General features: G+C 58.7%; 23 protein-coding genes. 20 read left to right on the forward strand and 3 right to left on the reverse strand.

What is annotated here, in order from left to right; genetic code table 11:
- Positions 1-17: 17 nt before the first annotated feature.
- Positions 18-791: a 3-deoxy-manno-octulosonate cytidylyltransferase gene (locus GGR20_RS04490; protein ID WP_183309985.1), complete on the reverse strand. Its 774-nt coding sequence runs from the start codon at positions 789-791 to the stop codon at positions 18-20.
- Between the two features lie 31 nt (positions 792-822).
- Positions 823-1,593, reverse strand: coding sequence for an HpcH/HpaI aldolase family protein (locus tag GGR20_RS04495; protein WP_183309986.1), 771 nt, complete (start codon positions 1,591-1,593; stop codon positions 823-825).
- Positions 1,594-1,884: 291 nt separating this feature from the next.
- Between GGR20_RS04495 and GGR20_RS04500 the strand changes: the two genes are divergently transcribed.
- From GGR20_RS04500 to GGR20_RS04590, 19 genes are all read left to right on the forward strand, one after another.
- Positions 1,885-3,084: a glycosyltransferase family protein gene (locus GGR20_RS04500; RefSeq protein WP_183309987.1), complete on the forward strand. Its 1,200-nt coding sequence runs from the start codon at positions 1,885-1,887 to the stop codon at positions 3,082-3,084.
- Positions 3,081-3,851, forward strand: a complete 771-nt coding sequence (rfbF, locus tag GGR20_RS04505) for a glucose-1-phosphate cytidylyltransferase (protein WP_183309988.1) — start codon at positions 3,081-3,083, stop codon at positions 3,849-3,851. The genes GGR20_RS04500 and rfbF overlap by 4 nt, the downstream gene beginning before the upstream one ends.
- Positions 3,852-3,884: 33 nt before the next feature.
- Complete coding sequence (gene rfbG, locus GGR20_RS04510; protein ID WP_183309989.1) at positions 3,885-4,982, forward strand: CDP-glucose 4,6-dehydratase; 1,098 nt, start codon at positions 3,885-3,887, stop codon at positions 4,980-4,982.
- A complete protein-coding gene (locus tag GGR20_RS04515) occupies positions 4,982-5,491 on the forward strand; it encodes a dTDP-4-dehydrorhamnose 3,5-epimerase (RefSeq protein WP_183309990.1) in 510 nt (169 codons plus the stop codon). Before rfbG ends, GGR20_RS04515 begins: the two co-directional genes overlap by 1 nt.
- Complete coding sequence (gene rfbB, locus GGR20_RS04520; protein ID WP_183309991.1) at positions 5,488-6,477, forward strand: dTDP-glucose 4,6-dehydratase; 990 nt, start codon at positions 5,488-5,490, stop codon at positions 6,475-6,477. Before GGR20_RS04515 ends, rfbB begins: the two co-directional genes overlap by 4 nt.
- Positions 6,474-7,343 carry a glucose-1-phosphate thymidylyltransferase RfbA gene (gene rfbA, locus GGR20_RS04525; protein ID WP_183309992.1) on the forward strand — a complete coding sequence of 290 codons (870 nt, stop codon included), beginning with the start codon at positions 6,474-6,476 and terminating at the stop codon, positions 7,341-7,343. The genes rfbB and rfbA overlap by 4 nt, the downstream gene beginning before the upstream one ends.
- Positions 7,333-8,880 carry an aminotransferase class I/II-fold pyridoxal phosphate-dependent enzyme gene (locus GGR20_RS04530; RefSeq protein ID WP_246349379.1) on the forward strand — a complete coding sequence of 516 codons (1,548 nt, stop codon included), beginning with the start codon at positions 7,333-7,335 and terminating at the stop codon, positions 8,878-8,880. The genes rfbA and GGR20_RS04530 overlap by 11 nt, the downstream gene beginning before the upstream one ends.
- Positions 8,880-10,679 (forward strand): ATP-binding cassette domain-containing protein, encoded by a 1,800-nt coding sequence (locus GGR20_RS04535; RefSeq protein ID WP_183309993.1) that lies wholly within the window; start codon positions 8,880-8,882, stop codon positions 10,677-10,679. Before GGR20_RS04530 ends, GGR20_RS04535 begins: the two co-directional genes overlap by 1 nt.
- Entirely contained in the window at positions 10,676-11,137 is a 462-nt protein-coding gene (locus tag GGR20_RS18930; protein ID WP_183309994.1) for an acyltransferase, read from the forward strand. The genes GGR20_RS04535 and GGR20_RS18930 overlap by 4 nt, the downstream gene beginning before the upstream one ends.
- Positions 11,137-11,601: an acyltransferase gene (locus tag GGR20_RS18935; protein ID WP_183309995.1), complete on the forward strand. Its 465-nt coding sequence runs from the start codon at positions 11,137-11,139 to the stop codon at positions 11,599-11,601. Before GGR20_RS18930 ends, GGR20_RS18935 begins: the two co-directional genes overlap by 1 nt.
- Positions 11,602-11,708: 107 nt before the next feature.
- Positions 11,709-12,848, forward strand: a complete 1,140-nt coding sequence (locus GGR20_RS04550; protein ID WP_183309996.1) for a DegT/DnrJ/EryC1/StrS family aminotransferase — start codon at positions 11,709-11,711, stop codon at positions 12,846-12,848.
- A complete protein-coding gene (locus GGR20_RS04555; protein ID WP_183309997.1) occupies positions 12,841-13,782 on the forward strand; it encodes a glycosyltransferase family 2 protein in 942 nt (313 codons plus the stop codon). The genes GGR20_RS04550 and GGR20_RS04555 overlap by 8 nt, the downstream gene beginning before the upstream one ends.
- Before the next feature lie 56 nt (positions 13,783-13,838).
- Positions 13,839-15,104, forward strand: coding sequence for an oligosaccharide repeat unit polymerase (locus GGR20_RS04560; RefSeq protein WP_183309998.1), 1,266 nt, complete (start codon positions 13,839-13,841; stop codon positions 15,102-15,104).
- 103 nt (positions 15,105-15,207) lie between these two features.
- Positions 15,208-16,233, forward strand: a complete 1,026-nt coding sequence (locus tag GGR20_RS04565) for a polysaccharide biosynthesis protein (protein WP_183309999.1) — start codon at positions 15,208-15,210, stop codon at positions 16,231-16,233.
- Complete coding sequence (gene wbjC / locus GGR20_RS04570) at positions 16,230-17,366, forward strand: UDP-2-acetamido-2,6-beta-L-arabino-hexul-4-ose reductase (RefSeq protein ID WP_183310000.1); 1,137 nt, start codon at positions 16,230-16,232, stop codon at positions 17,364-17,366. The genes GGR20_RS04565 and wbjC overlap by 4 nt, the downstream gene beginning before the upstream one ends.
- Positions 17,353-18,498, forward strand: a complete 1,146-nt coding sequence (gene wecB / locus GGR20_RS04575) for a non-hydrolyzing UDP-N-acetylglucosamine 2-epimerase (protein WP_183310001.1) — start codon at positions 17,353-17,355, stop codon at positions 18,496-18,498. The genes wbjC and wecB overlap by 14 nt, the downstream gene beginning before the upstream one ends.
- A complete protein-coding gene (locus tag GGR20_RS04580; protein WP_183310002.1) occupies positions 18,495-19,715 on the forward strand; it encodes a glycosyltransferase family 4 protein in 1,221 nt (406 codons plus the stop codon). The genes wecB and GGR20_RS04580 overlap by 4 nt, the downstream gene beginning before the upstream one ends.
- 885 nt (positions 19,716-20,600) lie before the next feature.
- Positions 20,601-21,476: an NAD(P)-dependent oxidoreductase gene (locus tag GGR20_RS19070; RefSeq protein WP_183310003.1), complete on the forward strand. Its 876-nt coding sequence runs from the start codon at positions 20,601-20,603 to the stop codon at positions 21,474-21,476.
- 282 nt (positions 21,477-21,758) lie between these two features.
- The gene (locus tag GGR20_RS04590; protein WP_183310004.1) at positions 21,759-22,835 is read left to right on the forward strand and encodes an MraY family glycosyltransferase; all 1,077 of its coding nucleotides are present in this window, start codon (positions 21,759-21,761) and stop codon (positions 22,833-22,835) included.
- On the opposite strand, the gene GGR20_RS04595 is transcribed toward GGR20_RS04590, so the two are convergent.
- Positions 22,746-24,677 (reverse strand): polysaccharide biosynthesis protein, encoded by a 1,932-nt coding sequence (locus GGR20_RS04595; RefSeq protein WP_420827427.1) that lies wholly within the window; start codon positions 24,675-24,677, stop codon positions 22,746-22,748. The two genes, GGR20_RS04590 and GGR20_RS04595, sit on opposite strands and share 90 nt — an antisense overlap.
- 977 nt (positions 24,678-25,654) lie before the next feature.
- On the opposite strand from GGR20_RS04595, the gene GGR20_RS04600 reads away from it, so the two are divergent.
- Complete coding sequence (locus GGR20_RS04600) at positions 25,655-26,797, forward strand: GIY-YIG nuclease family protein (RefSeq protein ID WP_183310005.1); 1,143 nt, start codon at positions 25,655-25,657, stop codon at positions 26,795-26,797.
- The last annotated feature ends 196 nt before the right edge of the window (positions 26,798-26,993 follow it).

Here is a 26,993-nt window from a genome sequence, read left to right on the forward strand (position 1 = left end):
GTGCAGTCCCCGACCATTCAATCAAGCTTCAGGTACTGCCGCGTTACCGGATCTGCGGCCAGCCAGGCCTCGATAGTCCTGAGCTCTTCCGGGGTATCCACCCCCAGTGTCGCCGTGGGGTTCTTGATCAGCCTAATCTTGCGGCCATTCTCAAGTGCGCGGTTCATGTCGACGGACTCGATACGTTCCAGCGGGGTCTCGGGCTGGCTGAGGAACCAGGTCAGCACTTCGCGCCGGAAGGCGATGATGCCAACCTGCATCCACCGCGGCAATCCGGCATGGCCCTTCCATGGGGACGGAATCTGTTCGCGCGAAAAATACAGCGCGTTCATCTGCTGGTCGAACACGGCCTTGACGTTATTGACGTCAGCAAAGGCCTCTTCGGAGGTAAACTCGGAGATGATGTTGACGATATCGACGCCGGCATCGTCAAAAGCCGGGACCATGGCCGCCAATGACGACGGCGCCACGGCGGGTTCGTCGCCCTGAAGCATGATCACATAGTCATAGGAATGACCCGCCTCAGCCTCGATATGGCTCAACGCTTCGGCCGTACGGTCGGTCGCGCGCTGGTGGCTTGGCGAGGTCATCACTACATTGCCACCGATCGAGCGGATGTAGTCGTAGATGACCTGATCGCAGGTCGCCACATAGACGGCATCTACGCCTGCTGCCAGCTCGGCCCGTTTCAGGCAATGACCGATCATCGGCATGCCGCAGATCTTTTCCATTGGCTTGCCGGGGAAGCGAGACGAGCCCATACGTGCCGGAATGACAATAAGTGTGGTCAACTACTCTCCCCTGAGTGAGTGCGTTACAGTTTTAGGACAGCGATGCTAGTGCATCCGCCATCCCACGGTGTAGCAGGCGAAAATCAACGCCGTAGGCAATTAGTCTATAGCCCATGTCAACCCGCGCCTGCAGGTCGCTGGGATTGGGCTCTACCACATGATATCCTGCCGGCAAACCCATTTCCCGACCCTTGCGCAGAAGGGTTTCCATGGCCTGGTTGAAGGCATCGGTGGAAAAGTTCCCCGGCGCACCCAAACTGCACGACAGGTCGTAAGGACCAACAAAGAAAGCATCTACGCCATCAACGCTGAATATGCCGTCCAGGTCTTCGATTGCGCGCTTGTCTTCGATCTGGACGATCACCAGCGCGCCCTCAAGCGCCCAGTCAAACTGCTCGCGGAACCCGTTGCCATAGGCCTGGGCGCGGCCCAGACCGACACCACGCATGCCGGTGGGCAGATAGCGCGTCGCCGCGACCGCATCGATAGCCTGCTGCCGTGAAATCACATTAGGGATCATGATACCGTGGGCGCCTGCATCAAGCAGCCGTTTGATCAGCGCTGGATCCAGTTCGGGCGGACGCACCAGCGCCACCTTGCCCATCAGGTCCACGACGCGGATGGCCTCGGAGACATCGCGAAGGTCAAGCATGGAATGTTCCATGTCGATCATGACCCAATCAACGCCGGTACCGGCGAAGACTTCGGCGATCGCCGGTTGGCCCAGTGTCTGCCAGGCGCCCACGCTCACGGCGCCCGATTTCAGCTTTGCGCGGAGCGCCCGGCCTGATTGAAAGTCCATGGCAACACCTAGCCCGCGTTGTTCATTCTAGTCCAATTCGGGCGGTAGAATTGGCATAAAAGCAACAGCGACGCAACAACCCCGCGCCCCCTGGGTACAGTTGCTCCCCGCCGCACAGCGCCAGCCGACCGCCTCAGGATCAATGAGACGATCGGCGGCAGGTCTATTGTTTCTTTTGAGTGAACTGCTATTGGAGCGGAACATAAGACAAGCCCAGCCATGAGGGACAATTTGCCTGCTCGCCCGCCGATATTCCTATGCTTCCCCTATCGGGGCGTAGGCGGCATCAGCTTGCTATTTTTGCGGGTCGGCACCTATCTGGCTCATGACTTGGGCATGGACGTCACGCTGATCGACTATGCCGACGGCTTCATGGCGAAGAACCTCAAATCCGACCGGGTCAAGCTGGTCACCTATTCTGATGACGGCCGGACGCAGGTGCCCACTGGCGCCGTTCTTGTTCTGCAGTCCATGAACCCCTGGTCGATTTTTCCGGGTCTCGACGTCGCGCCCGGCACCAGGCTGGTGTTCTGGAACTGCTTGCCCTTCAACCTAGTCCCCGCACTTCCTGGCGTGCGAGAAATCAGCTACCGGCTGCCGGCATTGCTCACAGCCAGCCTGCGAACGGCGCTGGCCGGGCGCCGCGCCATCAACAAGCGTCTGGTCGAGGCCATGTATGCCAGGCACGCCATCTTCTTTATGGACGAAGAGAACGTATCAGCGACGAGGCGCTTTCTGGGCGCAAAGATCGACGACCCGATCTACCTGCCAATACCTGTCGCTTCGCCGCCGGCCAAGCTGGTGCCGCCGCGTAAACACGGCGCCGACGACACGCTGAGGCTTGTCTGGGTGGGGCGCATCGCTGATTTCAAGCACACCATCATTGCTCGCGCTATCACTGACACCGAGGACTATTGCCGCAGGACCGGCGCCAGGGTCGAGTTGACTATTGTCGGCAGCGGCCCCTACCTGTCGCTCTTGCAGGCACACGCCACCACGATCAAGCACGTAACCCTTGAGTTCATCGACAGCGTGGCGCCAGACCAGCTCGACGCCTTCCTGAGCGAACGCGCCGATATCGTGCTGGCAATGGGTACGGCGGCACTGGATGGTGCGCGCCTGGGCATTCCGACAATTCTACTCGATCCAAGCTACGGCCCCGTCGCGAACGTCTATCGATATCGCTGGCTGTTCGAAGAGCGCGGCTTCACGCTCGGACGCATTCTGTTCGGCGCTCGGAGCTATCCGCCCGGGCGGGCGCTCGATGTGCTGCTCGAAGCCTATGGGCACAATGCGCACGACCTAGCCGAGCGCACCGCTGCCTATGTGCAGACTAACCACGCCATGCCTGTGGTAGCGACCAAACTGGTCACTAACTTGGAAAATGCCACTTATAGGTGGGGCGATCTGTCTGATTCGGGCGCCAATCGGCGCGACTGGATCTATCGTGTCTTTACATATTGCAGGAAGCTGCTGGGGAGAGGGTGTTGAAAGTTCTGATTTTAGCCGGTGGTTATGGCACGCGACTGGGCGAAGAAACGTCCAAGATTCCAAAGCCGATGGTCACCGTTGGCGGACGTCCGATGCTATGGCACATCATGAAGCTCTATGCAGCGCAGGGATTCAATGAATTCGTGATCCTGCTTGGCTACAAAGGCTACGTCATCAAAGAATACTTCATGAACTACTTCCTACACCAGAACGATGTGACAATCGATCTGGCGAGTAACGACGTACTGTTCCACAACCAACATGAAGAAGACTGGAAAGTAACCCTGCTCGATACCGGCGAAGCGACCATGACCGGCGGCCGAATCCTGAAGGCCAGGAACTTTGTCGGCGAGGAACCGTTCATGCTCACCTACGGCGATGGGGTGTCCAATATGGATCTGAATGCCCTGCGAAGCTTTCACAAGTCACATGGCAAGATCGCCACAATGTCCGCCGTTCAGCCGGATGGCCGCTTTGGTACCTTCGAGGACGAGGACGGCATCGTGACCAGCTTCGTGGAGAAGCCCAAGGGCGACGAAGCCTGGATCAATGGCGGCTTCTTTGTCTTTGAACCGCAGATTTTTGACCACATCCGCGACGGCGATCAGTCCATACTTGAAGACGGCGCACTGCAGTCTCTGGCCCGCAGCCGGGAACTGGTCATTCGTAAGCACCAGGGCTACTGGAAGTGCATGGACACGCTCAAGGACAAGATGGTCCTCGATGCGCTTTGGAATGAGGGTTCAGCCCCCTGGAAGCTCTGGTAAACCATCCCTTTTGCAACTGACTGGCGGGGCTCGATGTTCAACGATTGCTATAGTGGAAAAACTGTCTTGGTCACCGGCCATACCGGATTCAAGGGTAGTTGGCTGACGGCCTGGCTGCTTCGGATGGGAGCCAGGGTTGTCGGCTATTCTGACATGGTGCCGACCCAGCCGGCCCTGTTTGACCTGCTCGGCTTGAGCGACCAGATTGTCGATATTCGCGCCGACGTCCGCGATCTGGACGCCGTGAGCCGGACGATCCGTGACCATCGCCCCGATTTCGTCTTCCACCTGGCGGCCCAGCCCCTGGTGTCGGCGTCCTACGCGGACCCAGTGTCCACCTACACGACCAATGTCATCGGCACCATGACCGTGCTCGATGCGCTGCGCACCGCCGATTGGCTCTGTGTGGCGGTGATGATTACCAGCGACAAATGCTACGACAATGTCGAATGGACCTGGGGCTACCGCGAGAACGATGCCTTGGGCGGCAAGGATGTCTATTCCGGCTCCAAGGGCGCGGCCGAGCTCATCATCAAGAGCATGTATCACTCCTTCTTTGCCGGCGGAAAATCGCCTGTCCGCATCGGCGTAGGCCGTGCTGGCAATGTCATTGGCGGTGGCGACTGGGCCAAGGATCGCATCGTCGTCGACGCCGTCAAATCCTGGCAACACAACGCGCCGGTCATCATTCGCAGCCCCCATGCGACGCGGCCCTGGCAGCATGTGCTCGAGCCATTGTCGGGCTATCTGGCGCTGGGCCAGGGCCTGGCGCAAGGGGGCAAGGAAAATGGCGAAGCCTTCAATTTCGGACCCAGTGGCGACCAGAACCGCTCGGTTGCCGACCTGCTCAACGCCCTTTTCTTGAATTGGGGCACGTCCCGCGCCTTCAGCCCCTTCGAGATACAGGGACAGACCATGAAGGAAGCGGGCCTGCTCAAGCTCAATTGCGACAAGGCCCTGCATGCGCTGAAATGGACACCAACACTGGTGTTTGACGAAACTGCGCACCTCACGGCCGAATGGTACCATAGTGTGACAGTTAACGGCGCCGACCCCGTCACCCTCACCGCCCAGCACCTTGAGACCTATCTGTCCCTGGCAAAAGATCGAAGCAAGTCCTGGACAGCGTGATGGCACCGCTGATCCAATGGAAGCCGCTGGCCAGCCTGGCCACCCCCCCCGATGGCCTGCTGCTCTCTCCCGAACGGCAGATTCCGACAGTTGGCGGCGCCGTCTTTCACGCCATCAAGCAGACCAGTCAGGGTTTCACCGGCTTTGGCGAAGCCTATTTCTCCCTGGTTGACGCCGGCTCTGTCCGAGACTGGAAGCGCCACACCCGAATGACGCTCAACCTGGTGGTGCCGATTGGCCGCATCGCTTTCTTGCTGGCGAAGCAGGACGGCGAGCGCTGGTCTGATTTCCACTACGCCGTGCTCGGACCGGCCAGCTATTCGCGATTGACCGTTTCACCGCGCTGGTTCATGACCTTTGTCGGCCTGGGACCGGCGCAAAGCATATTGATGAACGTGGCGGACTTGGCCTATGACCCGGAAGAAGCCGAACGGCTGCCGGCAGGCGTGGGGCCGCAGGTGCCGGGCATTGAACAGTTGATGGTGGGTGAGGGGACCGTCGCCATATGATTCTCGTAACAGGTGGCGCCGGCTTCATCGGCTCCGAAGTAGTCCGGCAGTTGGTGTCGGCAGGTCGGCGCGTGGTTGTCGTCGACAATCTGACTTATGCCGGGTCACTGGATAATCTGGCAAACGTGGCCGGGCGGGACAATTTCGCCTTCGAGCGCGAGGATATCCGCGACGGCGATGCGATGCGCCGGGTCTTCGCCGACCACGGCGTGCAGCAGGTCATCCATCTGGCCGCAGAGTCCCATGTCGATCGTTCCATCGACAACGGCATGCCCTTCATCCAGACCAACGTGATTGGCACAGCCAATCTGCTTGAAGCGGCACGCGACGCCTGGTCGGGCTCGACGTTGTCCAACCACCGGTTTACCCATGTTTCCACTGACGAGGTCTATGGCGACCTGACCGAAGACGAGCCGGGCTTTACCGAACAGTCTCCCTACAAGCCTTCTTCGCCCTATTCCGCGAGCAAGGCCGCCAGCGATCACTTGGTGACAGCCTGGGGCCGCACCCACCAATTGCCCTATGTGACCACCAATTGTTCGAACAATTACGGGCCCTACCAGTTCCCCGAAAAGCTCATCCCGCTAACCATCAGCCGGTGCCTGCGGGGTCAGTCTATACCAGTCTATGGCAATGGACGACAGATCAGGGACTGGATCCACGTAACAGATCACGCCCGCGGCGTGATCATGGCCCATGACAAGGGGCGCAATGGCGAGAGCTACCTGCTCGGATCGCGCAATGAACAGCGCAACCTGGATCTGGTGCATCGCATCTGCGACGAGATGAACCTGATGCTCGGACGCAACGACCTGCACGAACTGATAACATTCGTTCAGGATCGCAAGGGACACGACCTGCGCTATGCGATAAACCCGGCAAAGGCTGAAAGCGAGCTGGGGTGGAGCGCCGGGATCGGCTTTGAGACCGGTCTTCGCTCAACCATTAAGTGGTATGTGGACCGCTACAACGAGGGGACGTCATGAAGGGTATCTTGCTGGCTGGCGGCCGGGGCACGCGGCTATATCCGGCGACGCTGGCGATCAGCAAGCAATTGCTGCCCATCTATGACAAGCCGATGGTCTACTATCCGCTGTCTGTGCTAATGCTTGCAGGCATCCGCGAGATTGCCATCATCTCGACGCCACACGACCTGCCGCAATATCAGCGCTTGCTGGGTGACGGCAGCCGGTTCGGCATTCGCCTGACCTATCTGGAACAGCCGCAGCCGGGCGGCATCTCCCAGGCCTTTATTCTGGGTGAAGAGTTCATCGCCGGCGAGCCGACCAGCCTGATTCTAGGCGATAATATCTTCTTCGGCCAGGCCTTCAGTCAGGGCCTGCGCCGCGGCCACGACCTCACGCATGGCGCCATGGTGTTTGCACATAAGGTGCGCGATCCCGAAGGATTTGCTGTGGCCGAATTCGACGAGGCAGGCAAGTGCCTGTCACTGGAAGAAAAGCCGGCCTCGCCAAAGTCCGATTGGGCCGTTACTGGCCTGTATTTCTACGATGGTCGGGCCACCGAACTTGCCAAGACGCTCAAGCCATCTGCCCGCGGCGAACTTGAGATCACCGACCTCAACCGTCTCTATCTCGAAGAGGGCACGCTGATCGTCGAGCGGATGGGACGCGGCTTTGCCTGGCTGGACACCGGCACGCATGACAGCCTTATGCAGGCCGGACAGTTCGTGCAGACCATCGAACAGAGACAGGGCTTCAAGATCGCCTGTCTTGAAGAGATCGCCTATGCTCAGGGTTGGATCGACAAGGACGAACTCGGGGCCGCCGGCACCAGAATGAAATCAACCAGTTACGGAAAAGCCATCCTTGATATCGTCAATGACGCTTGACACGCTCTATCAGATCATAACGCTTCCCAAACGCGCTGATCCGCGCGGCGTTCTCGTGCCCATTGAGCTCGAAACACTGGTTCCGTTTCCGGTGCGTCGCCTCTATTTCATCGCCAAGGCCGATACTGCTCTGCCGCGCGGCTTTCATGCCCACCGCCGTACTCGCGAGGCCATGGTGTGCACCAGCGGCTCATGCGAACTGCGGCTACGAACGCGCGGCGGCGCCGAAACCCGGATCACCCTGAACGACCCCGGCCAGATGGTCATCCTCGAGCCGGACCTCTGGCGCGAAATGCACGACATCACGCCCGATGCAGTGCTGCTGGTCATGGCCAGCCTGCCCTACGACGAAGCCGACTATATCCGCGACGCGGCAGAGTTCGTTCCACAGCCGTACTACCCGCCAATCACCAAGGTGGCCTCGCTCGATCTATATCGCGAGAACGCCGCGTTCCAGCCGGAACTGGGTGCGGCCGTGCAGCGCGTCGTGGCCTCCGGCTGGTATGTCGGCGGGCCCGAAGTCAAAGCCTTTGAGGAGCAGTGGGCCGCCTATTGCGGCGCCAAGCACGCCGTCGGCGTCGGCAACGGCCTAGACGCCATGGAGCTGGTCCTGCGAGCCTGGGGTATCGGACCAGGCGACGAGGTGATCGTCCCGGCCAACACCTATATTGCCACCTGGCTGGCGGTCGATGCCGTCGGTGCGCGCGTCGTGCCGGTCGAACCAGATCCGAACACCTTCAACATTTCCGCCGAGACCATCAGGCCGGCGCTTACGAGCCGGACCAAGGTCGTTCTTGGCGTCCATCTTTATGGACAATCGCTCGACCACCGCCCCATCCGCCAGCTCTGCGACGAGCATGGCATCAAGTTCCTCGAAGATGGTGCACAAGGTCACGGTGCCTTAGTGGATGGCATCCGCGTTGGCGCACAGGGCCATGCGGCGGCATTCAGCTTCTATCCCACCAAGAACCTGGGCGCACTGGGCGATGCAGGTGCCGTCACCACGGACGATCCAGAGACGGCCGAAGCCGTGGCGCGCCTTGGCAACTATGGCTCAAAGGTCAAATACGTCAACGAGTTTAAGGGCGGCAATAGCCGCCTAGATGCCATTCACGCGGCGGCCTTGTCGGCCAAGCTGCCCATGCTCGATGCTGGCACCGAGCACCGCAGATCGATTGCGCGCCACTACCAGAAAAGACTGGGCAACATTGCCGGACTCCAGCTCCCCATCGCGCCTACCGATGAACAGTCTCACGTCTGGCACACCTATGTGATCCAGTGCCGCGATCGTGCGGGCTTGCAGGAGCATCTGCAACAGCGCGGCATCCAGACCCTGATCCACTACCCCATCGCACCATTTGACCAGCAGGCTTATGCCGGCTACGGCCTGGAGCCGACCGACTATCCGATCAGTCGCCGCATCCATGCCAACTGCCTCAGCCTGCCCATTTCGGCCACCCACACATTGGCCGAGATCGCCTATGTCTGCGACGCGGTAGCCGACTTTTTCACCGCTGACCGCAGCAGGTCCTCATAGTGGGCAGCTTGTTCCGGCCACTGGTCTTTTTCCTGGCGCCCTATCGCTGGCAGGTTGTGGGGATCAGCACGCTGTTCCTGCTGCTCAGCGTTATTGATCTGCTCGGTGTCGGGCTGATCGCCCCATTTGTCGCTGTTATTCTTAATCCCGAGGCACTCTCGGGCGAGATTTTCGGCATCGCCCTGCCGGACTGGCTTGTAGGCGGCAATTACGGCGTGTGGCTGGCCGCTGGCATTGTCATGGCCTTTGTGCTTAAGGGCGTCAGCGGCGTGTTTGTCCAATGGATGATCCTGGGCTTCGTTACCAGGTTTCGGGCCAGGCAGATCAAGTCCTTGATGGATGGCTATCTGAGCCAGCCCTATCAGTTCTTCCTCATGCGGAACTCGTCCACCCTCATTCAGACCATCCTGGTCAATTCCAAGATTTTCTCCGACGACCTACTGTTGCCGCTGTTCCGCATGTTTGCCGAACTGGCCGTGGCGCTGGTGCTGACCATCCTGCTGCTGTCGATCGCGCCATTGTTCTTTCTCTCTCTGATAGCGTGCATGGTGCTGGCTGGGGCGATCTATGTTGTTGTTATCTCCCGGCAGACCAGGCAGGCGGGGCAGAAGGTCACGCTGGCGCAGGAGCAACTGGTGCGCGGTGTGACCCAGGGCATTGGTGGCATCAAGGAAATCCGGACCCTGGGCGTCGAGGTCGGCTTCTCTGACTATGTGGCCCATGCCGGTGTCCGCCTGGGCGTCAACCAGCGCCGCTTTTATACTTTCAGCGTCATCCCAAAATATCTCATGGAAATGGTGGCGGTCGGTTTCGTGGTCGCTCTGGTCGGCTTCTATATCGCCACCAATCGCGATCCCTCTGAGCTCCTGCCGGTCATTGCCACGTTCGCCGTCGCGGGGCTTCGGCTGATGCCGGCGTTTTCGCAAACCTTTTCGTCGCTCAACAGCATCGGCTATTCCCGCTTCGCCACCGATCAGCTCTATGAGGATCTCAAGGCATTTGACGGCGGCCCTGCCCCGTTCAAGACCGTGGCGGAACGCGCGGCTCCGCCTGCAGGATTTAGCCAGATCCGGTTGCGCCACGTGAGCTTTACCTACAATGGCGCCGACAATGAAATTGTGCCCTTTGGCCCCGTTTCCTTGACAATTCCCAAGGGCTCGGTACTTGGGCTGGTCGGCCCCTCGGGCGCCGGCAAGACAACGCTGGCCAACCTCGTCCTCAACCTGCTGCAGCCAAGCCAGGGGCAAGTCGAAATTGTCCAGGCCGACGGCCAGATCCTTGATGCTGCGACGGCGCGCAGCCTGTTCGCCTATATTCCGCAGGAGCAATTCCTGCTCGACGACACGATCGAAAAGAACATCACCCTCGATTGGAGCGGTGCGCCGGTGGACACGGCCCGCCTGCAGCGTGCGCTCGACCTTGCAGACTTCCAGCGCGTTGTAGCCAAGCTGCCCGAAGGGCTGACCACCTCGTCTGGTGAGCGGGGCACGCGGCTGTCCGGCGGCGAGCGTCAGCGCCTCAGCATCGCCCGCGCGCTCTATCACAACCGGCAGGTGCTGGTGATGGACGAGGTTACCTCCGCCCTCGACGAAGAGACCGAACGCGGCATCGTCGCTTCCTTCGAACGCCTCAGGAATGAAGGCCTCACTCTGATTATGATCGCACATCGTCACAGCACGCTTCGTATTTGCGATTCGATTGTGCGCATGGAAAACGGCCAGATCGTTCAGCAGGGCAGCTTCGAAGCCGTCCTGGGGGCGGCTGGGCCAGCGCCGCAACTCGAGGAGCCCAACCCATGACCCATTCCGGCGTTCCTGCAACGACTAAGGTCTGGCAGCACGTGGTGATCCTGCCCGATGCCCGCATCGGCGAGAACTGCAACATCTGCAGCCATGTTTTCATCGAGAACGATGTGGTGATCGGCGACGACGTCACCATCAAAAATGGCTGCCTGATCTATGATGGCGTCCGCATTGGCCACGGCGCCTTCATTGGCCCGGGAGTGGTGTTCACCAACGACCGATATCCCCGTGCCCGGGGCTATTACTCCGAACGCGAGATCGTCTTTGAACCCACGGTGATCGAGGAAGGTGTCGCCATTGGCGCCAACTCCACCATCATCTGTGGCGTGACCATCGGCAAGGATGCCATGATCGGGGCCGGAAGTGTAGTGACACGGGATATTCCGCGGGGCACCAAGGCCTTCGGCAATCCCGCCCGCGTCGTCGGCAAGGCGCCGCACATCAAGGGTGCGTGATGAAGTGGTTCATCAACATCACCAAGCCCTTCGTGCAGCGCCTCGCGCGTGCCTATGACATCCGGCTGGAACGTCCCTTGTTTGCAACCGGCCAGCACCCGCTGGTGGCTCCTCACGGAGCGGAACGAAGCATTCCAAAGTCCTGTGTTTTCAACACGCGCAGTGGATCCATCACCATCGGTGATGGCGTCGTCTTTGGCGAAGATGTTCAGGTTTTAACGGGAAAGCATTTGTCCGTTGAGGAAGCCGAGGCCTCTGGCCAGCCCTTGCATTCTGTACCTGCTGCTGGCCGCGACATCACGATTGGACGTGGCGCCTATATAGGCACGATGGCCATACTGATAGGCCCGCTGAACATCGGTGAATACGCCGTTGTGGGTGCAGGCTCTGTTGTGACCAAGGACGTGCCGCCGCGCACATTTGTCGCCGGTGTCCCTGCCAAGGTCATCAGGCACTTTCAATGATGCCGCAGTCGAACTAATAGTCTATGCACTGCCGTTCGATAGTGCGAACAATCCCAACAGCGGCCCGAAGCCACTAAATCGCGACTCCTCACTTTCCCAGAACGGTCATGACCTCTGACACAAATGCAATCATCCGTCTGTCGCGTTCCGTGATCGGCGAAGAGGAAAAAGCAGCCGTTGTTCGGGTGCTGGATCGGGCCTTTCTGGGCATGGGCAGCGAAGTGCAGAACTTTGAGCGCGAACTGGCCGCCTATATGGACACCGACCGCCCGGTCCATTGCGTCAATACCGGCACCTCGGCACTCCACCTGGCCGTGGAGGCCCTGGGCATCGGACCGGGCGATGAAGTGCTGGTCCCGTCCATTACCTATGTGGCCTCGTTTCAGGCCATCTCGGCCACCGGTGCGACGCCTGTCGCGTGCGAAGTGCGCGGTGACACCGCCTATATTGACGTTGACGATGCGGCCCGGCGGGTAACCAGCCGGACGCGGGCGATCATGCCGGTCCACTATGCCAGCAGCGTCAAGGGCATCGACGATGTCTATAACCTTGCCCGCGCCAAGGGCCTGCGAGTCATCGAAGACGCTGCCCACGCGTTTGGCTGCCGCGTTGGCAACGGGCTCGTTGGCGCCTCGGGAGATATCGTCTGCTTCAGTTTTGACGGCATCAAGAACATAACCAGTGGCGAAGGTGGCGCGGTGGTGACAGGCGACGCCGATGTTGCCCGATATGTCGCCACGGCCCGTTTGCTGGCCGTCGAGAACGATACCGAGAAGCGCTTCTCCGGCGAACGCAGCTGGGTCTTTGACGTCCTGCACCAGGGTCATCGCCACCACATGAGCGACATCATGGCGGCGATCGGCCGGGCGCAGCTCAAGAAGATCGACCAGTTCGGCGAGATCCGCCGCAACCTGGCGCGCGGCTATCAGGCCGCGCTTGCCGACACGGCCGACCTGACCCTTCTCGATTATGAGTACACTACCGCCATTCCGCACATCTTCCCTGTCCGCATCGGTAATGGGCGCCGTGACGGCCTGATGGATCATTTGCGGGCCAATCAGATCCAGTGCGGGCTGCACTACGGCCCCAACCATCTGCTGACCTATTTCCGCACGGACTATGCGCTGCCGATAGCCGAGACGCTGGGACGCGAGCTTCTCAGCCTTCCGCTGCATCCCTTGGTGACCGACGATGATCAGCGCCGGATTGTGGCCACGGTAAAGGACTACCTCAACAACCATGGCTAAAGTCTCGGTGATCATGAACTGCTACAATGGCGCGGCTTTCGTCCGCAGTGCCATTGAATCGGTATTTGCTCAGACCGTTGGCGACTGGGAGATCATTTTCTGGGACAACGCCTCCACCGACAGCACTGCAGAGATTGCCCGCTCGTTCGATAGTCGCCTGCGCTATTTCTGCAGCGAAAAGATCGTGCCTCTGGGCCATGCCCGCCGCCTGGCAATGGCCGAGGCAAAGGGCGAGTGGATCGGCTTTCTCGACAGTGACGATATCTGGTATCCCGACAAGCTCGAAAAGCAGTTGGGCGCCCTCGCCTCATGTGCGCCGGAAACCGTGCTGTGCTACGCCGGCGTCCGCGAGCAATTGATGGACGGCACGCTTATACGGAATGCCGTGCCCCACGCCCGCTCCGGCGACATCTTTGCAGATCAGCTTGTCCAGTTCGACATCAATATGGTGACGCCTCTGCTGCGCCGCGCCAGCCTGCTCGAGTTCGGCCTGACATTTGACGATCGGATCCAGGCGTCGGAGGAGTATAACCTCTTCATGCGCCTGTTGGCCAAGGGACCGGCCTGCGTGGTCGACCGGGTTCTGGGTATCTGGAATATACGCCCCAACTCGCTGACCTCGCAGTCCATGGCACGCTGGTCGGCTGAACGCCGTCTGACGCTGGCGGCGCTTGAGGAGGAAAACCCCGGCATTACCATACGCTACGGCCCCGCCTTTGCTGCCGCCGAACAGCGCGCCTGCTACTACGACGCCCGGTATCACATGGAAATGGGCGATCCGGCTGCGGCACGCAAAAGCCTTCCTCCCTACCGGACAAGCAGCGGCGTCTATCGTGCGCTTCACGCCCTGACCTTCGTGCCAGTGCTCTGGAAAGTCGTCCATAGCGACACTGTACGCCGGCGGATCAGCAATATCCTGTTCGCACGACGCTAGAGCGCGCACCAGACCTAAGCCCCCTTATCTGTCGCAGCAAGAAAAGCAGGCCGGAATTGCAAAAAACAATCTACTTCAACATGCTTATGCGCCCTGATGTCGCCTTTGCCCTGATCTGGGTGCTTGTCTTGGGGCTGTACAGCCCGGCAATGGTGAATTTTTACCCGGACCCCCAGCCGACCGTTTACTTGATGGTCTTCGGCACGCTGGCCATCGCTTTGGTGGGGTCGTTTCTTCTGCCCAGGCCGCAAGATGCGTCGCGCACACCCATATCCACCCTTCCGTCCGTCATCTTCGATAGCCGATTCATCCTTGCAATGTGCGCCACCTGGATGGTCGGCTTCGCCCTCATCATCATCTATTCGGGCGGGCTGCCCTACTTCTGGGCAATCAAGGGCACCGACCGCTACTACTTCGACTATGGTGTACCGACATTCTCAGGCGCCTGGAACACCTTCCGCATCGTCATCGCCATTCTGGCGACCGTAGCCCTGGTGAGAAGTGACAACTGGCGCTGGGTGCCTGCGCTCGTCCTCGCCTTCCTCACGCTGACCGTAGTGGGCGAAGTCAATCGCGGCGGTTATGTCCTGTACTGCATGAATGTCGTGGCGGCGGGCGTTCTGGCTGCACCCAGCTTCAAGCGACAATTGGCGTGGGTCATCCTTCTGCTTGCGGTAACGTTGGGCGGCATTTATGGCATCGGCGGCATTCGCACAGCCGACGCCAAGGCGGTTGTTGCCATCACCAGCCCCTTTGAGCAACCCACCACCAGAACGCCCGAAGAGGAAGAACAACTGCTCGAAGAGGCGGCCCCTTGGGTATTTGCGATGCATGACGCCATCATCGAAAATCCGGCCTTATCCTGGGTGTACCTTTACCTGACCACACCGGTGGCCAATTTGCACAAGGCAGCTGCAGGAACCCTGGCAACTCCGCCATTTCCAGGCTTCTATTCGCTCTACCCTTTCCTGCCCACGATTGTGCGGCCCGAGATTGCCGTTGAAGATCGCTATCCCCTGCCCTTGGCGTCCAAGGCCTACACCATGTCGAGCGCCTACAGCACCTTGATTGCAGACTTCGGCTTTATCGGTGCCAGCATTGCCATGGGCCTGCAATTGCTGCTCGGTATTTGGGTTTTCAATCTTGCCCGCCGCCATCTGTGGGCCCTGCTCATGGCGCCGATGTTCTTCGCGATCAGCATGCTGAGCTTTTTCACCGACTATTTTCTGACGCTGCTGACGCCGTTCCACCTCCTTCTCGCTCTGGTGCTGGGCCAAGTCGTGCCACGCATCTGGGCAAGAAGGCCCGGCGGCGCCCTGTAAACGCAGACAAGTTGGGTACTCAACGACAGGCCAAGGTTGCGCCGTGGGGCGCAGGCAGGTAGGCGTAACTTCCGATCGCCGACTTTTCCGCGCAAGGTAAACCATGACGTATTCGGGCAAGACGCTTCTTATTACTGGTGGCACGGGTTCCTTTGGTGGCACCGTTCTGGAACATCTGGCCAAACTGGACTTTGCGGAAATTCGCGTTTTCAGCCGCGATGAGAAAAAGCAAGATGACATGCGTCGGCGCCTGGCCGATCCGGCTCTGTCCTTCCATATCGGTGACGTGCGCGATCGCGACGCTGTTCAGGCGGCTATGCGCGGCGTGAACTATGTCTTTCACGCGGCTGCGCTCAAGCAGGTTCCATCCTGTGAATTCTACCCCATCGAGGCGGTCAAGACCAACGTGCTCGGCACGCAGAATGTCCTGCTCGCGGCCGCCTCCGAGAAGGTGGCGCGCGTTGTCTGCCTGAGCACGGACAAGGCCGTCTACCCCATCAATGCCATGGGCATCTCCAAGGCCTTGATGGAAAAGGTGATGGTTGCCGAATCCCGCACTGCCCCAGCAGGCACGGTATTCACCGGCACTCGCTATGGCAATGTGATGATGTCGCGCGGATCGGTCATCCCGCTGTTCATCGAACAAATCCGGCAGAAGAAGCCCCTCACTCTCACCGATCCGGAAATGACCCGGTTCATGATGTCACTCGATGATGCAGTCGAGCTGGTTCTGTATGCCTTCGAGCATGGCCAGAGCGGCGACATGTATGTCCAGAAGTCTCCCAGCGCGACCGTGGCTGTGCTGGCGGAGGCCATCAAGCGCCTGATGGGTGTGCCCAACCACCCTGTCACGGTCATTGGCACCCGCCACGGCGAGAAAGTCTTCGAAACACTGCTCAGCCGGGAAGAGCGCGCCAATTGCTTCGACCAGGGCCGGTATTTCCGCGTTCCAGCCGACACCCGCGACCTGAACTACGGCAAGTATTTTGAGGACGGTGATCGCGGTATCTCCGAGAGCGCGGACTACAACAGCCACAATTCCGAACGTCTGGACGTCGAGCAAACCATGGCTTTGCTCAATAACCTGCCGCTGTTCCGTGCTGCCCTGGCTGGTGGCGAACTCGCATGAGCAGGACGGTTCTGGTCACTGGCGCGCGCGGCTTTGTCGGCAGCAATCTGATGCTGCACCTGCAGCGCCGTCCCGACCTGTCGGTGATCGGGGTGGGACGGGACGACGATCTGGATGCCGCGATTACCCGGCTCTCCAGCGACGACATTGTTTTTCATTTGGCAGGCGTCAATCGTCCGATCAGTCCGGATGAGTTTGCCACCGGCAATGCCGGCCTGACCGAACTGCTCTGCGACAAGCTGGCCGCGCGCGGCATTGCGCCGACGCTCGTCCTGTCGTCCTCCATCCAGGCTGCCCTCGACAATCCCTATGGCATCAGCAAGCGCCAGGGCGAGGACTGCGTGCGCGAATATGGCCGGCAGAACCCTGGCAAGGCCGTCATTTACCGCCTCCCCAACGTCTTCGGGAAATGGGCTCGCCCCAACTACAACTCCGTTGTAGCCACTTTCTGCAACAACATCGCCAACCACCTTCCCATTCAGGTCAATGATCCCGGCGCGCCGCTGACGCTGCTTTATGTCGACGATCTGATTTCGACCTGGCTTGACCTGCTTGATGGCAGTCCTGACCACGCGGACCAGAATGGTTTTGGTGCCCTCTCCACGGTGTACCATACAACTGTCGGCGAGCTCGCATCCACCATCGAGTCGTTCCGCACTTCCCGCCAATCGCTGATCACGGAACCGGTTGGGCGCGGTCTCGCGCGGGCGTTGCACGCGACCTATCTCAGCTATCTGCGCCCCGAGCAGTTCAGCTATGGGCTCACGACACATGCCGACGCGCGCGGCGAGTTCGTAGAGATGATCAAAACCAATGATTCTGGCCAGGTGTCCTTCTTTACCTGCCGCCCCGGCATTACCCGTGGTGGGCACTTTCACCACTCCAAGACCGAAAAATTCCTAGTCGTTTGTGGTCGTGGCCTGTTCAAGTTCCGGCATATGGTGTCCGGCGAAACCGCACAACTCGAGACCAGCGACCAAAACTATCAGATTGTTGAAACGGTCCCGGGTTGGACGCACGACATTACCAATATCGGCGATGACGACATGATCGTCATGCTCTGGGCCAATGAGATATTTGACCCGCAACGCCCCGATACCTATCAAGAGCCCGTCGACCATGCCAAACCGTAAGCTCAAAGTTGCCACGATCGTCGGCACGCGGCCCGAAATCATTCGCCTGTCCAGCGTGATCAAGCGGTTTGACGCCGTATTTGACCATCATCTGGTCCATACCGGCCAAAACTTCGACTTTGAGCTCAACGAGATTTTCTTTCAGGAACTAGCTCTGCGAAAGCCCGACTACTTCCTGAACGCCGCCGGAAAATCAGCTTCAGAGACGATTGGCCAGATCATCGCCAAGGCGGACAAGGTCCTTGCGGCGCTCCAACCCGATGCCTTGCTCGTTTTGGGCGACACCAATTCCTGTCTGGCCGTCATCCCCGCCAAGCGCCGCAAGATCCCCATCTTCCACATGGAAGCCGGTAATCGCTGCTTCGACATGCGTGTGCCAGAAGAGATCAATCGCCGCATCGTTGATCATGTCGCCGATATCAACCTGACCTACAGCGACATCGCGCGCGAATATCTGCTGAGCGAGGGCCTGCCTCCCGACCGGGTCATCAAGACCGGCAGTCCCATGTTTGAGGTGCTCGCGGACAATCGCGCGGCCATCGAAGCATCCGACGCCGTTACCCGGCTCGGGCTCAAATGCGACCAGTATTTCGTTGTGAGCGCGCACCGGGAAGAAAACATCGAGTCCGACGTCAATTTCCGCGCACTTTCCACAAGCCTGGATCGCATCGCGGCCACCTATGATATGCCGGTCATCTTCTCTACCCATCCGCGCACCCGCAAGCGGCTGGAGCAGTTCGGACACACCTTCAATCCGCTCGTTCGTTTCCTCAAGCCACTTGGCTTTCATGACTACGTAAACCTGCAGATGCACGCGCGCACTGTTCTGTCCGACAGCGGCACCATCAGCGAAGAAGCATCCATCCTCAATTTCCGGGCGCTCAACCTGCGGGAAGTCCATGAACGGCCCGAGGCCATGGAAGAAGCCAGCGTGATGATGGTGGGCCTGTCGCCCGATCGCATCATCCAGGGCCTCGAGCTGGTGCAGCATCAGCCAACTGGCACGGAACGCAGCTTCCGTCCCGTTACGGACTACTCCATGCCCAATGTAGCGGACAAGGTTGCACGCATTGTGCTCTCCTATGTCGACTATGTGCGGCAACGCGTCTGGGGAGAGAGTCCGGCGCAATGAACATCCTGATCGTCAGCCAGTATTTCTGGCCCGAGAATTTTCGCATCAATGACCTGAGCGCCGATCTTGTTCGGCGCGGGCACAAGGTGACGGTGCTGACCGGAAAACCAAATTATCCCGGTGGCGCAATTTTTCCCGATTATGCCAGCAATCCGGCTGGCTACGCCACTTATGAGGGCGCTGACATTGTGCGCGTACCGCTGATCCCACGCGGCAAGAGCGGGTTGGCGCTCATGCTCAATTATCTCTCCTTTGTCGTTACAGGCTGCACGCTTGGCCCCTGGCGCCTGCGCGGCCGTTCCTTCGACGCCATATTCGTGTTTCAGGGCTCGCCAGTCACCGTGGGATTGCCGGCCATAGTGATGAAATGGCTTACAAAGGCCCCCATCGCTCTGTGGGTTCTTGATCTGTGGCCGCAATCGCTCGAAGCCGTTGGCGCGGTGCAGTCCCCCTTTCTGCTTGGCCTCGTTGACCGTCTGGTCACATTCATCTACCGCAATTGCGACAAGGTGCTGGGACAATCGCGCGCCTTCCTTGACGAACTCAACCGCCATCTCCGCGACCCTGACAGGGTTGGGTACCTGCCCAGTTGGTCCGACAGCCCGCTGATCGACACACCGGTTGCGCCCGCCGCTGAGGTTGCGGAGCGACCGGATTTGTTCAACATCGTGTTTACCGGTAATATCGGCGAAGCGCAGAATTTTCCGGCCGTGCTGGATGCAGCAGAGGGCCTACGCGCGGAACCTGTCCGCTGGATCATCGTCGGAGACGGTAGGCAACGCATTTGGCTGTCCGACGAAGTCGCGTCACGCGGACTGCAGGAGCATGTTCTGCTTCCGGGTCGCTTCCCGCTCGACCGAATGCCTTCCTTCTTTGCCCACGCGGACGCGCTCCTGGTCTCACTCAAAACGTCACCAGCCTTCGCGATGACGATACCCGGAAAGGTTCAATCCTATCTTGCTGCGGGTAAACCCGTGCTAGCCATGTTGGATGGCGAAGGGGCTACTTTGGTGGCGAAGTCTGGCGCGGGGGTTGCTGTGGCGTCGGGGGACGCGATTGGGCTCGTCGAGGCCGTGCATCAGTTGCGGCGGATGTCTGCCGATGAACGCGGTGAGATGGGGCGGCGAGGCCAGGAGGTCATCGCGTGCGAATTTGACCGCGACACCGTTTTGTCGAGGGTGGAGCAAATCATGTTGTCTCTGGCGGCCAGAGGCTAGTGGGTCGCGATCGCGCAGCAATGGCCGAAGTGCCGCTGCCTAAGACGGTTGATCCTCCTTCGTCCGGCTGCAACCACTTCGAATTATGCCTGCGGCTCCGATTGTATTCTGTCTGGCCGCGGACCCAAGTTCCTCAAAGACATGACGGGGCGCTCGACCAAGTACCATGCTGCCACTGCAAGGACGCCCCAATCAGGGTTGTAAGGCCAGCCCAACATCCACGAGTTGGCCATGCCAAAGATGGATACCAACATCTGTCTGACTAGCCATTCGCTGGTTCTGGTCGGCGTGAGTGCTCTAGCTCGGTAGTGAGAGGATGTACAAACGCCGCTATCCGAGGGGGTAAGCGGTGCCCCGCTTCGACAATTGAGATTATCGAACCGCAGCTGAGGCGTCAGCCTAGTTGCGCCGTGTCACTGCCGGACTGTTCTCCATCCGGCTCGGCACGACCTCAAGCAACTGGAAACTTCTATCTCTGGGCATATGCGCAGACATTGGAAATCAAACCGTCATCAAATCCACGATGCCAAATACCCCATCGCATGCCATCAGGTCAGACGGGGTTGCCTTAGCGCCTACAGAGGGGGCCGGCGCCTAGCCGATATTCTTGGTTCTGCCCTTGAGATCGGTCTACACGCCGCACAAAAACCGACCTTGCGGCATGCGACGCGATTTGCCACGACGTCTAGTTGGACAAGGGCATTCCGCGCCTGAGAGGGGCAGATTGGCCCGGATGGGCGCCAACCGCATCAGTCGACGGAACCTGCTGACGCACCGCTTAAAACGTGTGACAATTCGCCGGTCAAAGTGTACTCCGCTCCGGATGGTTGCGGGTAATCCAAGTCCATCCCTGCATTCCAAAAGGATCTATTCGGGGGTCATCGCGTGCATATTTTAGTTGGGACTGAGCGAGCTGATATCGTTGAATTGCCGGCAATCCAGGAAATTTCTCACCTTGGAGTTGACGTGGAATTATGCCGATTGGGATCGGACACTAGTTACCACGAGCTGCTTGGCCTACTCAGACCTGATACATTCGGCATCTTAATTGACGGGCCATTTGCTGTAGACGACAAATACAAATACCCACCAAAATTGCGTGTTGTAGTTTCCACTGAATTTGACCAAACCGATGTCTTAGCCCGATGCTCGTTTACAAAGGAAAACGTCAATGCCGCCTACGATGATTCTCGCGCGGAGTTGGCATTAGGGTTGGCTCTGGCGGTTCTACGAAATATCGCCGCAAACGATGTAGCTGTCCGGGCCGGACAGTGGATAGTGAAGCCTGGCAACCAACTTTCATCGCTATCCGTCGGTGTATTCTCAAATACGAGCATTGGAGATCAGGTAGCAAGTCTGCTCTCGGCGTTCAGCAAGACTGCGGAGCACCGTTTCATCGACAACGCCATAAAAGCCACACATACCAACGTTTATGATCTCGTATGCATCATTGATGACGTCGGCGACCAGACCCTTTCAGAGATTGCAGTCTCCTCGTTAAAGGATGGCGGCTTTTTGGTCGACGTTTCACGCTTTCCTGCCTTTCCCGGGGACAGCCTACAGGAATGGGTCGGATCGGGCCGCCTATCGGGTGCCGCGACAATCGTCGGCCCTAGTGCAGACATTCGCGACAAAAGCTGCTCAAATATCCTCTTCGCCCCCACTGAAGTCTTGCAAACAGCTGAGGCGCTGAATGAGGCCAGAATGCTCGCAACCGAGAAGATGCTGGAGGCAATTCGCCAGGAGATGTCGGGCAACTGACGCGGATTGGACGTCCCGTGGCCCCTTCGGGCAGGGAAATTCACAGAAGGGATGCACCAAGGTCGCCAGTGCATCTGAGGAGGCACTACACGTTATGGTGATATTGAACACACATCGTAGCGTGATGATGTGTCGGTCGACGAGACCTCGAAACAAGAGCGGCGGAACTTTTGCCCATCTACGGGCGGCACTCGAGGGCAAAATCGGGCGGCAGCACCGGCACCAGCCGGAACTTTCTAGGCCGCATTTTACAGTGGCGGCGGATCAATTGTGGAAATGCAAGTGTTGTCAGAACTGCTCGTGATCTTCTTGGGCTTTGCCGCGGTCTTGGCCTCCTATGTTCTAACGATTCAAGTTGAGCGAAAGGCATCTCGTCTGGGGCTTGTGAAGGCTGCTAATGAACGTTCATCACATATTGTCCCTACGGCGCGCGGCGGCGGGCTGGGCTTAGCGATAGTGGGGGTAATTGGGTGTCTGACCTTTGCTTCTGTAGGCTCACCTATACTTGCTCTAGTCGGCGTTCTTGGAGCGGTGATAGCAGCCATAGGTTTTGTGGATGACCTATTGGAAGTGTCGGTGGCAACTCGCCTGGCTGTGCAGTCTGCCGTGGTGATCGCGCTAGTGGCGGGAGTTGAGCTGTTTCTGGCCGAGCGATCCCTTAGCCTGACCATTGCCCGTCTCTGTGTCCTCGGAGCTGTTGTTTTGGCAGGTATCTGGTGGGTGAACGCTTTCAATTTCATGGACGGAATAGACGGAATTGCGGCCAGTCAGGCCGTATTGGTTCTAGCCGGCGGCATGGCCATCTGGCTCTGTACAGATCGCAATGCTGCTGACTATCCAATGTTCGGCGCGATAGGCATAATAGTTGCAGCAACATGTGGTTTTCTTCTACGAAACTGGCCACCCGCAAAAATATTCATGGGTGATATAGGTTCCACATTTTTGGGACTGATGATTCTTGCTGTTGCACTGATTACGGTCAAACTGGGCGCCCTCAGTTGGGTGGCCTGGCTTATTCTGCTTTCAGTATTCGCCGCAGATAGCATGATTACGCTAGTGCGCCGGACCCTCCGAGGCGAACGTCCGTGGCGAGCGCATAGGCGTCATGCCTATCAGCAACTCGCCCGACGCTGGGGCCATCGAAACGTAACGGTGCTTTACTCGGCGTTGACCTGCATTTGGGCATTACCGTTGGCAGCCGCATCCTCCATAGTCACCCCAACAGTTAGTTTGTGGCTCCCGCTGGTGGCGTATGTTCCACTCGGAGTTCTATTTCTCTGGGCGGGGGCCGGCGCCCGCGACGAGTTTCAAGGGCAGGCTGCTGGCGCCATCACTGTACCGGCTGATCACGTCGAATAGCGCCTTCCGAAGCGCTGCTTCGTCGCGACTCAACATATGTGCCTCAAGGCAGGATAGGCGAGACTGCAGCTCATCACTGTGGACCAGACCTTCGGTCCGTAGAATTTTGGGATGCGTAGTCCGCTCGGCACTGGCGGCGTCGTAAAAGAGCTCCTCAAACATCTTCTCGCCCGGCCTCGCGCCTACCGTGGCAATCTCTATGCTCCCATTAGGATTATCTTCGTCACGCACCTTATGGCCCGCCAGTTGGATCATATTTTTCGCTAGATCAACGATGAGAACGGGCTCGCCCATCTCCAGCAGAAAGATGTCGCCGCCCTGAGAAAGTGCCCCAGCCTGAACGATGAGCTCGGCCGCTTCATGAATGGACATGAAAAACCGGGTCATGCGCTTATCCGTTATGGTAACTGGCCCACCAGCAGCAATTTGCTCCTTGAATAGTGGGACAACGGAACCATTGGAACCGAGGACATTGCCAAAGCGGACCGCGCAGAACTTCTGCCCTGTACCGGCCTCAAGACATCGCAACGCATAGTTATGTACGATTAATTCCGCCCAGCGTTTTGTCGCTCCCATTACATTTGTGGGTCGTACGGCCTTGTCGGACGAGATCAGTACGAAGTCCTTGACGCCACACTCGTAAGCCACTCGGCTTGCCGTCAGGCTTCCGAAAACATTGTTGCGTACACCTTCGAATACGTTGGATTCGACCAAGGGTACATGCTTATGTGCCGCAGCATGAAACACAACATCAATAGAGTTTTCAATTATTGACCGCCTCAGCGCCTCTTCATCAATGATGGAAGCAAGAACCGACTTAATATTCGCGATGCCAAAAGCTTTGAGAGATTTGTCTATAGTATAGAGCGCATATTCGTTTTGCTCGTAGAGCACCAATAGCCTGGGCTTCCATTCGAGAATCAATCGGCAAAGCTCTGAGCCAATTGACCCACCGGCTCCTGTCACTAGGATCGAGCGCCCCTCTATCATACCGGCAAGCAATGCCTTGTCCGCCGGGACAGACGAGCGCCCCAGCAGCTCATCGATGTCGATGTCGCGAATCTGGTTGACCATGTAGTTGCCGGCCAAAAGATCCGAAATTGGCGGAAGCGTGCGTATTTTGACCGGGTAAGCGGTAAGATCTTTGACGATCTGCTTGCGCTGTTCTCCGCCGACTGAGGGCATCGAGAGAATGACTTCACGAATGCCCATATTGCTAATCAACACAGGAAGATATTCCGGATCGTAGACACGAATCCCAGCTACATCTCGTCCGATCAATCGAGGATCATTGTCCAGAAACCCCGCGACAAGGCGGTTCCCTTGAGTCCGCATCGCGCCGGCCAACTGAACGCCGGCCTCTCCAGCTCCATAAATCACGATCTGGGCGACCTGAAGTTTGTCGTCTCTACGTCCCCACAAGATATACTGGGCGGCAAATCGACTGCTAACAACAATCAGTCCGCCGACGATCCAGTAAAGAAATGGCACTGATCTCGGCACGAGGCCCGTTCCCGCCATCTCCGTGACAAATACGAGGCAAACCCACGCAAGGGCAGCAAGACTCATCGCCCGAAGCATGGCCCATATGGCCCGATCGGGCATATACCGAATAACTGCGCGGTAAAGACCCATCCGAATAAATATTGGTATTGCAATAATCGGCCCGGCAGCAATAAGAATAAGCTGACTCTCGTCTGGTACAAAGAAGACGCCATATCGGAGGCAATAGCTCAACCATATTGCGGTGGACAACCCCACAAAATCGATGCAAATCAGCGCCGCTAGCTTTACCGGCCTCGGGAGGTTGATAATTTTTGTAGTTAATGCATTGGTGCTGATCATTCTAAGCCGGACTTTGTATATTCAGACCTTTTGCCCGACGGTAGGGAGCTCAGGGCCCAGACCAAGGGGACTTTGGCTACTCTGTTTAGCGACGAGCTGTCGCTTCTAAAAGCCCTCAATACTTAAAATCGGTTGGGGCGGCAAATTATGTCGTGGGGGTGTGGTAAGTGGGCTCGCGGCGGCGGCGTCTGATGCCGTGAAGTAGGCCATTAGCGTCTAGCAGACGCGCGGCTCGATGGTGAAGATACGATGCCGCAAGAAGCGGCTGATCGCTTCGGTGGGTTGGCATGCTCAGGCAAAAGCGCCATGAACTCGGCTAGGGAGGCCGAGCTGGCACCACCACGGCGACCAGGGTTCCGACACCGATCAACATATCGTCGGTGAAACCGTCCCAAACATATGTTCATCGAGTGCGCAAGAGAATTGATAGCACATCCGACAGGGCTCGAGGTCGTGGGCTGCGGCCACGGAGGACAGGAGAGTGCACCCGTCCATATCGCCGTCGGCATTGACTAACGTCAAGGTCGACATTCTGGACATAGGGGGCCACAACGTCTATCGACCGCCATCCCCGCCCCCATGACCTGCAGGGTACCTTGACCATTGAGCATCAAATGCTTGGCGCCCACCCTCACCGAGCAAATGAACGACAAGGGCGGCAGCGCCACATATATGTCGTCGCCGAATACCTTCTGCTCTCATTAACCAAGCTCACAAGACTGGGCTTGCAACTTCTCTGCCGATGCACATTTTGTTCAGGTCGGTGCCATTCGGCCCGATATGGTCGGACCCGTTTCCTGCAAGAAGCGGCCGACGGAGGTCTGCAAACCGTCCGTCGACCTGACCATGAAACCTCCTGCCTGAACAGGTGATGACATGGCTAATGCCTTTTCTAGCGACGCTTCGGCGTTGAACAAGTCCTATTCCTCTATTCTCCGCCTGTGCTCGTCGCTGGTCTGGTTCAGCACGCCCTGGTGACCGGCTCGACCCAGCTCAACATTCTGCGCATTGTCGATGAGACGGGCAGCACAACTATTGGCGATATCGCAGAGGGTCTGATCAATCACACCGATCCAACCGGTGCCGTACTGGTGATGGTCGATCTCTGCATTCTGGTGATCGAGCCCAGGGGCGTTATTGATGCCAACACGGTTGTACGTCGCGCTCCGGAGGCGCCAGATCCTCTTACTGAACATCGGGCCTCGAGCACGGATGTTAAAGCAGCCGTCGTCGACACCGACGATTGTTGTGAGGCTGCCGGTGATTTGCCAGTCGGCATCGAACGACTAAGTGCGTCGAACCTTGCGCCCTGCGTGATGGTAGCAACCGTGGAAGCGCGCCGGGCCCTGGGCAAAGTCGCCGGTCTTGATCGCCCGGGTGTTTACGCTCTGATTGGCGACAGCCAGGTCTATATCGGCGCCAGTTCCTCGGTCGGCAACCGGGTCGCGTCCGGTCAGCAGCCAATTGCGGATGTCAGGACCATTGTGGTCATAACCGACCAAAACAACACGCTCATGGGCGATGACGCGCTTGCCGCGGAGCGCATGTTCTTTTCCCGTGTCGAGGCTTCTCGAAGCTTTGCGACGATGAACGAGCGCCCTCTGGGCGCCAGTGTCGATGCTGAACGCTACAGCGATATTGATGCGTTTCTCGGTCAGGCTTGTCTCACGCTCCGGCATCATGGCGTACTGTTCACGGAAGGCACGGCGCGCTCTGTTCTGGCAGGTCCTCGCAACGAGTGCGGTCGGGTGGCGCCAATCCGTCCCTTCAATGACATTCCAAGCGGCGACGTGGTTGAGCTTTGTTTCGACAATGGCCTCGTCGCATTGGCGGCCCGTCAAAGTGAAGGCGCTGGCTTCTGCTCCAGGGCTCGGACGTTCGAATTGATACGGCGCTCAGCGCCAATTCCAGTGTCCGGTTTCTGCGATCCGCATGGTTGCACGCCGGGCTGCTCGAACTCTCGGCTGATGGCCGCAGCTATGTCACGACCCGGGATATCCCTTTCGGAAGCGGTAGCGGTGCAGCGCAATTCTGTTGCGGCTCAAAGGGCCGAACCCGCGATAGTTGGATCCCCATCAATCCCGAGGGCGGATTTGATCCGGCGACCGCGGCCCTGATCGCGGCCTGACAGACCACTTTCACCTTCCCTTCACCAGACGGATGGCTCGCCTTAGGGGCCGTCCGGTTCATGGAGTGCGCCCTATGGCCGAACACGATTCTGAGCATTCTGACGATAACGACCTGCACGTGGACAACTCCGCCTCCCCTCCGCGCCACCCCCTGACAGCGCAGGAGAGCCTGGCGGAGGTCGCC

This window comes from Devosia subaequoris, from assembly GCF_014197055.1.
GTDB classification, from domain to species: domain Bacteria; phylum Pseudomonadota; class Alphaproteobacteria; order Rhizobiales; family Devosiaceae; genus Devosia; species Devosia subaequoris.